7 protein-coding genes are annotated in these 7,430 nt (G+C 68.8%); 3 read left to right on the forward strand and 4 right to left on the reverse strand.

What is annotated here, in order from left to right; translation table 11 throughout:
• Window positions 1-480: polyketide synthase (locus U9983_RS25560; protein WP_322756458.1), on the reverse strand; the 480-nt coding region annotated here is incomplete at its 3' end.
• Window positions 481-787: 307 nt separating this feature from the next.
• Window positions 788-1,897 (reverse strand): NAD(P)-dependent alcohol dehydrogenase, encoded by a 1,110-nt coding sequence (locus U9983_RS25565; RefSeq protein WP_322756459.1) that lies wholly within the window; start codon window positions 1,895-1,897, stop codon window positions 788-790.
• Window positions 1,898-2,251: 354 nt separating this feature from the next.
• Here U9983_RS25565 and U9983_RS25570 point away from each other — a divergent pair, with 354 nt between their 5' ends.
• Window positions 2,252-3,694 carry an acyl-CoA carboxylase subunit beta gene (locus U9983_RS25570; RefSeq protein ID WP_322756460.1) on the forward strand — a complete coding sequence of 481 codons (1,443 nt, stop codon included), beginning with the start codon at window positions 2,252-2,254 and terminating at the stop codon, window positions 3,692-3,694.
• 201 nt (window positions 3,695-3,895) lie between these two features.
• On the forward strand, window positions 3,896-4,564 hold the full coding sequence (locus U9983_RS25575; protein WP_416211539.1) for a response regulator: 669 nt from the start codon (window positions 3,896-3,898) through the stop codon (window positions 4,562-4,564).
• Between the two features lie 6 nt (window positions 4,565-4,570).
• On the opposite strand, the gene U9983_RS25580 is transcribed toward U9983_RS25575, so the two are convergent.
• Both U9983_RS25580 and U9983_RS25585 read right to left on the reverse strand, forming a co-directional pair.
• Window positions 4,571-5,248 carry a response regulator transcription factor gene (locus U9983_RS25580; RefSeq protein WP_322756462.1) on the reverse strand — a complete coding sequence of 226 codons (678 nt, stop codon included), beginning with the start codon at window positions 5,246-5,248 and terminating at the stop codon, window positions 4,571-4,573.
• A complete protein-coding gene (locus U9983_RS25585; protein WP_322756463.1) occupies window positions 5,245-6,399 on the reverse strand; it encodes a sensor histidine kinase in 1,155 nt (384 codons plus the stop codon). The genes U9983_RS25580 and U9983_RS25585 overlap by 4 nt, the downstream gene beginning before the upstream one ends.
• A gap of 284 nt (window positions 6,400-6,683) precedes the next feature.
• On the opposite strand from U9983_RS25585, the gene U9983_RS25590 reads away from it, so the two are divergent.
• Window positions 6,684-7,304: a hypothetical protein gene (locus U9983_RS25590; protein WP_322756464.1), complete on the forward strand. Its 621-nt coding sequence runs from the start codon at window positions 6,684-6,686 to the stop codon at window positions 7,302-7,304.
• Window positions 7,305-7,430 lie beyond the last annotated feature (126 nt).

Consider the following 7,430-nt stretch of genomic DNA (forward strand, 5'->3'; position numbering starts at 1 on the left):
GAAGTCGTCCCAGATCGATCCGACGAAGATTCCCAGACGCCGTCCCCGCACCGTCTCGGGAATGACGCCGCCATCCTCCAGGGCCTCCCAACCGAGCTCGAGGACGAGACGTTGGCGGGGGTCCATAAAGGCCGCCTCCCGTGGGGAGACGTGAAAGAACGGCGCGTCGAAGAGGTCGATTCCGTCGATGAACCCGCCCCGGGTCGAGTTCACCTTTCCCGGGGCGGTTGGATCGGGGTCAAACAGTTCGGCGGCGTTCCAGCGGCTCGCGGGAACATCGGTGATTGCCTCGCGTCCGTCACGGAGTACTCTCCAGAACGCCCGGACGGACGGCGCCCCGGGAAACCGGCACGCCATACCCACGACGGCAATCGGCTCGGCCGGCCCGCCACGGAACCCGGGGCCGACTGGTTGTCCGTTATCGGCGAACACGCTGTTCTCCATGCCCAGGATCACTCCCGCCCGAGTTGGATGAACCATCCACGGTTATCTCGAACCTAACCCGCAAGATTCACATCCGATACCCCTATATGTCCCGTAAGGGGCACCAACCCCCGCAACGGCGCTCCGGACCAGTCGACACGGGCCATGCGTCCGCCCCCCACTACGGTCGGGTACGCCGGCCTGGCGGTACACGGGACACCGTCAGACCTACATCCGCCGGTAGAGGGTTGACGGTGGGGTCTCGTAGATCATCATAAGCAAACAGGTACCTGCCACACAGGAATGAATCGGGGCTACCGGACCAAACCGACACCCCAGGCGAAAGGCGCCTGACGGATGTAGGTCAGAAGAGGAGAACCGGTTTAACGACACTGCCAGCCGTGGAATCCTCGACCGCTCTGTTGATCTCGTCGAACGCGTAGGTCCGGACCAGCCGGTCAATGGGAAATCGGCCGGCGAGGTACAGGTCCACGAGATAGGGGATGAACAGGGCCGGAACGCTGTCGCCCTCGAGCACGCCGCGAACGGAGCGCCCCATCAGCTGGTTGAGGTCGAACGCGACGTCCCTGCCCGCCGCCGCGGAACCGGCGATGGCGGCCACACCGCCCGCCGCCAGGACGGCGACAGCCGAGTGGGCGGTGCTCGAGAGCCCGACCGCGTCGACGCTGACGTCGACTCCGCCGCCGGACACCTCCAGCACCTCGCCGACGACGTCAGCCGCGTCCCCGCCTCCGCCGCCCGCGTCGATTGTGTGGGTCGCGCCGAGATCGCGCGCCAGCTCCAGTCGGTCAGTGTTGAGATCCACCGCGATGATCGACGCGCAGCCGGCCAGCCCTGCCGCGATGACCGCCGCCAGCCCCACCGCGCCGAGCCCGAACACGGCGATACTCGAGCCGGGCGGCGGTTTGAGTGCGTTGAGAACCGTGCCGGCGCCGGCCTGGAGACTGCATCCGAAAGGGCCGAGCATCTCCAGAGGCGCGTCCGGTCGCACCGCTATCGCCGACCGCGCGGGAACGACCGCGTACGCGGCGAACGAGGACTGGCCGAAGAAGTGCCCGTTGATCTCGGCGCCGTCGATGTCGCGGAATGCGGTCGATCCGTCGGGCCGCCGGCCGCGAAGGTTCAGCGGTCCCCACCCGACACAGGTCATCGGGTGGGCGTTGAGGCAGGTGCGGCAGCGCCCGCAACTGCGCGGCGCCAAGACGACGTGGTCACCGGGCGCGAGATCGGAGACCGACGATCCAACCTCCTCCACCACTCCACTGCCCTCATGGCCGAGCACGACCGGCGGCGCGGGCGGAAGGACCTGGTCGCGCACGAGGAGGTCGGTGTGGCAGACGCCCGTCGCCACCATCCGAACCAGCACCTCGTCCGGGCGATGTTCGCCTAGAGATACCACCTCGAGCGCGAAATCGGCGCCTTTTTCACGAAGGACGGCGGCTTTCGTGAACATTATTCAGCCCGGCCCTCTCATCTTCCCATGGGTGACGCCACGCCCGCCGTACTGGCCTCCAGTCGGGCACCGTCGACAAAGCTATCCGGTTCACGGACCCCCGAACAACCCCTACAAAACTGTCAGGGCCACCGCGTCAGGGTTTTCCTGGGTGATTGTCCCCGGATACCTCGTGTTGGCGAACTCAACAGGGGTGATTCTGGGGTTGCGAATCCTCGACACCGATCACATCGCAGGTAGGGGGACCGCGTAGGGTCGTGTAGGGGTTGTCAGCGGGAGCGCGCTACTCGACAGTTCGATCGCGGTCGCAGGATCGCGCCGCGCCGCCGACTCCGTCATCCAAGGATGTTCACGATGCATATGTCGACCGCGGTCTCGCCCGGTGGAATCAGCCAGGAGGCCGACGTACGTACGCCCATCAGGCGCCTGACGAGGCTTCTCGACCCCGACTCCCTGACAGTTCTCAATCGTGAGAGTCTCCGTGGTCAAAACCTCGAAGGCGTGCTGACCGCGGCCGGACTCGTCGACGGCGCGCCGGCGGTCGCATTCTGCACCGATGCCACCGCGATGGGCGGTTCCCTGGATTTCGCCGGCGCATGCGACATCGTGGCGGCGATCGGTATGGCCGAGCGCCGCCGCTGCCCGGTCATCGGAGTCTGGCACTCGGGCGGCGCTCGGCTCACCGACGGGTTGCGCTCCCTCGACGGCGCTGGCCGGATGTTCGCCGCCATGACCCGGGTCTCCGGCGTGATCCCGCAGATCTCGGTCGTGCTCGGACCGGCGGCCGGCGCCGCCGCATACGGCCCGGCCCTGACCGACCTGGTCGTCATGTCGGACACCGGCCGGATGTTCGTGACCGGCCCTGATGTCGTGCGCAGCGTGACCGGCGAGTCCATCGACCAGGCGGGGCTCGGCGGCCCCGAGGCCCACGAGCGCAGGTCCGGCGTGGTCCACGTCACCTGCGACACCGACCAGGACGCGCTCGCATACGGACGGCAACTCGCGGTCCTGCTCGCCCGGCCGGGCTCCTTTCACCCGGACACCGAATCGTCGAACACCGATCCGCGCTCGCTGCTGCCCCAGTCACGGCGCCGGGCCTACGACGTGCGCCCCCTCGTGCGGACGCTCATGGACGACGACACCCCGTTCGTCGAACTCCAGCCACGATGGGCCCCCAACATCATCGTTGGTCTGGGCCGCCTCGGTCGACGGGTGGTCGGGGTCATCGCCAACAACCCCATTCGCAAGGGCGGCTGTCTGGACTCGTTGTCCGCCGAGAAAGGCGCCCGCTTCGTACGGATGTGTGACTCGCTGGGCGTGCCGATGGTCGTTGTGGTCGACACGCCGGGCTATCTTCCCGGCGTTGCTCAGGAATGGAACGGCGTGGTGAGACGGGGCGCCAAGCTCCTGCATGCCTTCGCCGAGTCCATCGTTCCGCGCGTGACCCTGATCACCCGCAAGGCATACGGCGGCGCCTTCATCGCGATGAACTCCCGCGCCCTCGGCGCGAACGCGGTCTTCGCCTGGCCTGAGGCCGAGATCGCCGTGATGGGCGCCGAGGCGGCCGTCGGCATCCTGCACCGGGGGGAGCTCGCGGCGCTGCCCGAGCACGAACGCGAGGGTGCCCGCGCCGATCTCGCCGGACGTCATCGACGGTCGGAAGGAGGCGTCGACCGGGCGGTTGCGTCCGGAGTCGTAGACGAGGTCGTCGCGCCGCGCGACACCCGACGCCGGCTGGTCGAGGCGCTGGCGGCCGCGCCCGACGCCCGCGGTCGCCACTCGAACATCCCGCTGTGACAAGTACGGAAACAGGCGGCTCCGGACTACAGATCCTCGCAACGTATCCGATGAAGGCGATTGCGGGCGAGAACGTCCTTCGCGTCGGGGCCGACCCAGGGCTCCGGCATGTTGTGGACGACCGCCCCGATGGTGGCGGTCACCCGCTCGAACGGTGGCGGCCTCCTCCCCCACCGGCTACGACCACGACCTGGCTGCGGCATGACCCCGCCACTGCGGGTGCTCCTCGCCGATGACCATCCGGTGTTCCGCAAGGGCCTGCGCGCCCTGCTCACCTCCCTGCCGGAGGCGACGGTCGTGGGTGAGGCCGCCGACGGCGAGCAGGCGGTACACCTCGCCGCGCAGCGGGAGCCGGACGTCGTCGTCATGGACCTGAACATGCCGGGCGTCAACGGCGTGGACGCCACCCGGCGCATCATCGCCGCACGGCCAGACACAGGTGTCCTGGTTCTGACCATGTTCGAGGACGACGACTCGGTGTTCGCCGCGATGCGGGCCGGTGCCCGCGGCTATCTGGTCAAGGGCTCCGACACCGACGAGGTCATCCGCGCCATCACCGCGGTCGGAAACGGCGAGGCCATCTTCGGCCCGTCGGTCGCGCGCCGGATCCTGGCCTTCCTCACCCGGCCGTTGTCGGCCTACGACAAACAGCAGTTCCCCCAACTCAGCGCCCGTGAACGCGAGATCCTTGATCTCATCGCCGCCGGGACCGCCAACCCCGACATCGCCAAACGGCTCTTCCTCAGCCCGAAGACCGTCCGCAACCACGTGTCCAACATCTTCACCAAACTGCAGGTGGCGGACCGCGCCCAGGCCATCGTCCGGGCGCGCGCCGCCGGCCTTGGTCGCCAACCCGGCGACCTGCGCTGACCATCACTACCTTTGCGTGGTCGGCGGGGTCCGGCCGGGTTGTGTGAGACCGCATTCGTAGGCGTAGACGACGGCCTGTACCCGGTCGCGTAGCCGTAGTTTGGCGAGGATGCGGGCGACATGTGTCTTGACGGTGCCTTCGCCGACGTACAGGGAGCCGGCGATTTCCTGGTTTGACAGGCCGCGGGCGATCAGCCCGAATACCTCGCGCTCGCGTTCGGTGAGTGTTGTCAGCTCGGCCGGCATCGGGGAATGGGGTGGCGGGCCGGCGAGGAATCGCTCGATGAGTTTGCGGGTGGTGTCGGGTCCAAGCAACGCGTCGCCGGCGGCGACGACCCGGACCGCGTCGACGAGCCGTGCGGGTGGGTCGGTTTTGAGGAGGAAGCCGGCTGCTCCGGCCCGCAGCGCCTCGTACACGTATTCGTCGAGGCCGTACGTGGTGAGCATAAGGATCCGGGCGCGTACCGCGGAGGCGACGAGCCGACGGGTCGTCTCGATGCCATCCAGAACCGGCATCCGAATATCCATGATCACAACGTCGGGGTCCAGCGCCGCGGTCAGCGCGAAGGCCTGCGATCCATCGGCCGCCTCGCCGACGACCTCAAGATCATCCTGGCATTCCAGGATCGTGCGTAGACCGGCGCGGACGACGGCCTGGTCGTCGACGAGCAGGACCCGGATCATCGCGCGGTCGGGAACGACGCTCGTACCGTCCAGCCGCCGGTCTGGCCGCGGCCGGCTTCGAACCGTCCCCCGAAAATCGACACCCGTTCGCGCAGCCCGGTGAGGCCGTGTCGGCCGCCGGCGCCCTGCGGGCACCCCGTACCGTCGTCGGACACCTCGACCTCCAGGTCGTCCGGCTGGTACCGCAGCACGACCGACACCCGGGCATTTCCCGCATGCTTCAGCGCGTTGGTCAGGCTTTCCTGCACCACCCGGTACGCCGACAGCTCGACCGCGGCGGGCACCCGGCCCGCGGTTCCCTCCGTCATCATCCGCACCGGCAGCCCGAGCGCGCAGGTGGTCGCGACCAGCCGTTCGAGGTCAGCCAGGGTCGGCTGCGGGTCGCGCGAAGGCTCCGGGTCGTCGCGGATGAGGCCGACCAGCGTGCCCATCTCGCCGATCGCCTCCTGCCCGGTGGCCCGGATCAGCGCGAGCGCCGCGCGCGCCTTGGCGGGATCGCGGTCGAGGACCTGTTCGGCGGCGCCGGCCTGAAGCACGACCACACCCAGCCCATGGGAGATGATGTCGTGCAGTTCGCGGGCGATCCGCCGGCGTTCCTCCGCGACGGCCGCGGCGGCGCGTTGCTCCTGCTCCCGTTCCAGTGTGACGGTCCGCTCCTCCAGGACCAGGGCGCGCCCCCGAAGGGCACGGGTGGCCAGGCCGACCGTGACCGGGAGGGCGAGCGCCGCCAGCGTCCACAGCATGTCCGGGAGCGCTTCGCCGGAGGGCTCACGTAGGCCCATCGCCGCCGTGAAGCAGACAATGGCGCCGCCCGCGTACCGCAGGTCGGCGCCATAGACCCCGACCGAATACGCCGCGACAAGGCCGATCAGCAGCGACGAACCGCTCTCGAAATGACCGAACGCCACGAGAACGACCGTCAAAACGCCCAGGGCGCCGGTGAACGCCAGCACCGGCCGACGCCGCCGCCAGGTGAGGCAGACGCCAGATGCGACAACGAGGGCGGCCACGGCGGGACGAGGCCCGGGCCAGTCGGGCTGGGTGAGCGCGTCGAGCCCGCCGTAGCCGGCCAGGACGGCGGCCAGCATGACATCCGCCGCCCGTGAGCGCACCAAACAGCGGATAGTTCCGGCCATCCGACGTTCCCGCATACCCCGCACCCTAGCGACAGCAATCCGCCACCGCGTCTGCCTTACGGCAGACCCTGCTCCCCCGCTCGGCAGGGCACGAATCTTCCTTCCTGGTGACGACGGCGGGTGGATCCGCTTCTAGCGTGGTCACAACGTCGGCGATCCCCGCTGACGTCTTGGTCGGTCTCGCAGACGCCGGCGAAATCTCGCCACCACCGGTGGGGGAAGCCCACACCGACCTGAAGCTTTCCCGCCCCACGGACGGGCCTGAGCCCCTCATCCGGACACCGAAAAGGAGTTACTTTATGGACCTGTTCGCCCGCACCGGCTCATGGGCGGCAATCGCCGGAGGCGCACTGCTCGCCGGCGGCGCGTTCATCAACCTCCTGCCACCCGACTACGCGTCCAACGAGTTCTCGCAAGAGGTCACGACCGGCACGTTCGCGCTGACCGCGACGCTCCGATTCCTCAGCATCCCGCTCCTCATCTGGGGCGTTCTGGCGATCTACGCCCGGCAGGCCGACCGGCTGCGCGTCTTCGGCCTCGTCGCCGTCGTGCTCACGCTGACGTCGCTGCTCCTCAACGGCAGCGTCGTGTTCGCCGACCTGTTCATCACACCGTCCATCGCGCACCAGGCACCCGCGATCCTGGACGGTAACCCGGGCGGCCGGCTCGGCGCCGGATTCCTGCTCGCCTGGGTCAGCAACCTCTCATTCCTACTGCTGGGGATCGCGACCCTACGCGCGAAAACACTCAGCCGGTGGACCGGCTGGGCACTGGTCATCGTAGGATTGAGCCCCGCACTCCCCCTCTCCGGCACCGAAACCATCATCGGCCTCGGACTCGCCGCAGCCGGGTTCGCCGCCCTGAAGCCCCGCCCGACCACCGCAGCGGAAACCGTCCCCGCCAGCCTGATAGGCCCGTGAATTATCGCCGATGTCCCGGCAGCCGAAGGCTGATATCCCGGGCACGAGAGGGCCGTTGTCCCGTGACACCGGGACACCTCCCCGCCGACCATCTGGTGCAGCGGGATCGACACGCGGCGGAGGCTT

The sequence above is a fragment of the Protofrankia sp. Cas3 genome, assembly GCF_963555955.1.
In the GTDB taxonomy this organism is placed as follows: domain Bacteria; phylum Actinomycetota; class Actinomycetes; order Frankiales; family Frankiaceae; genus Protofrankia.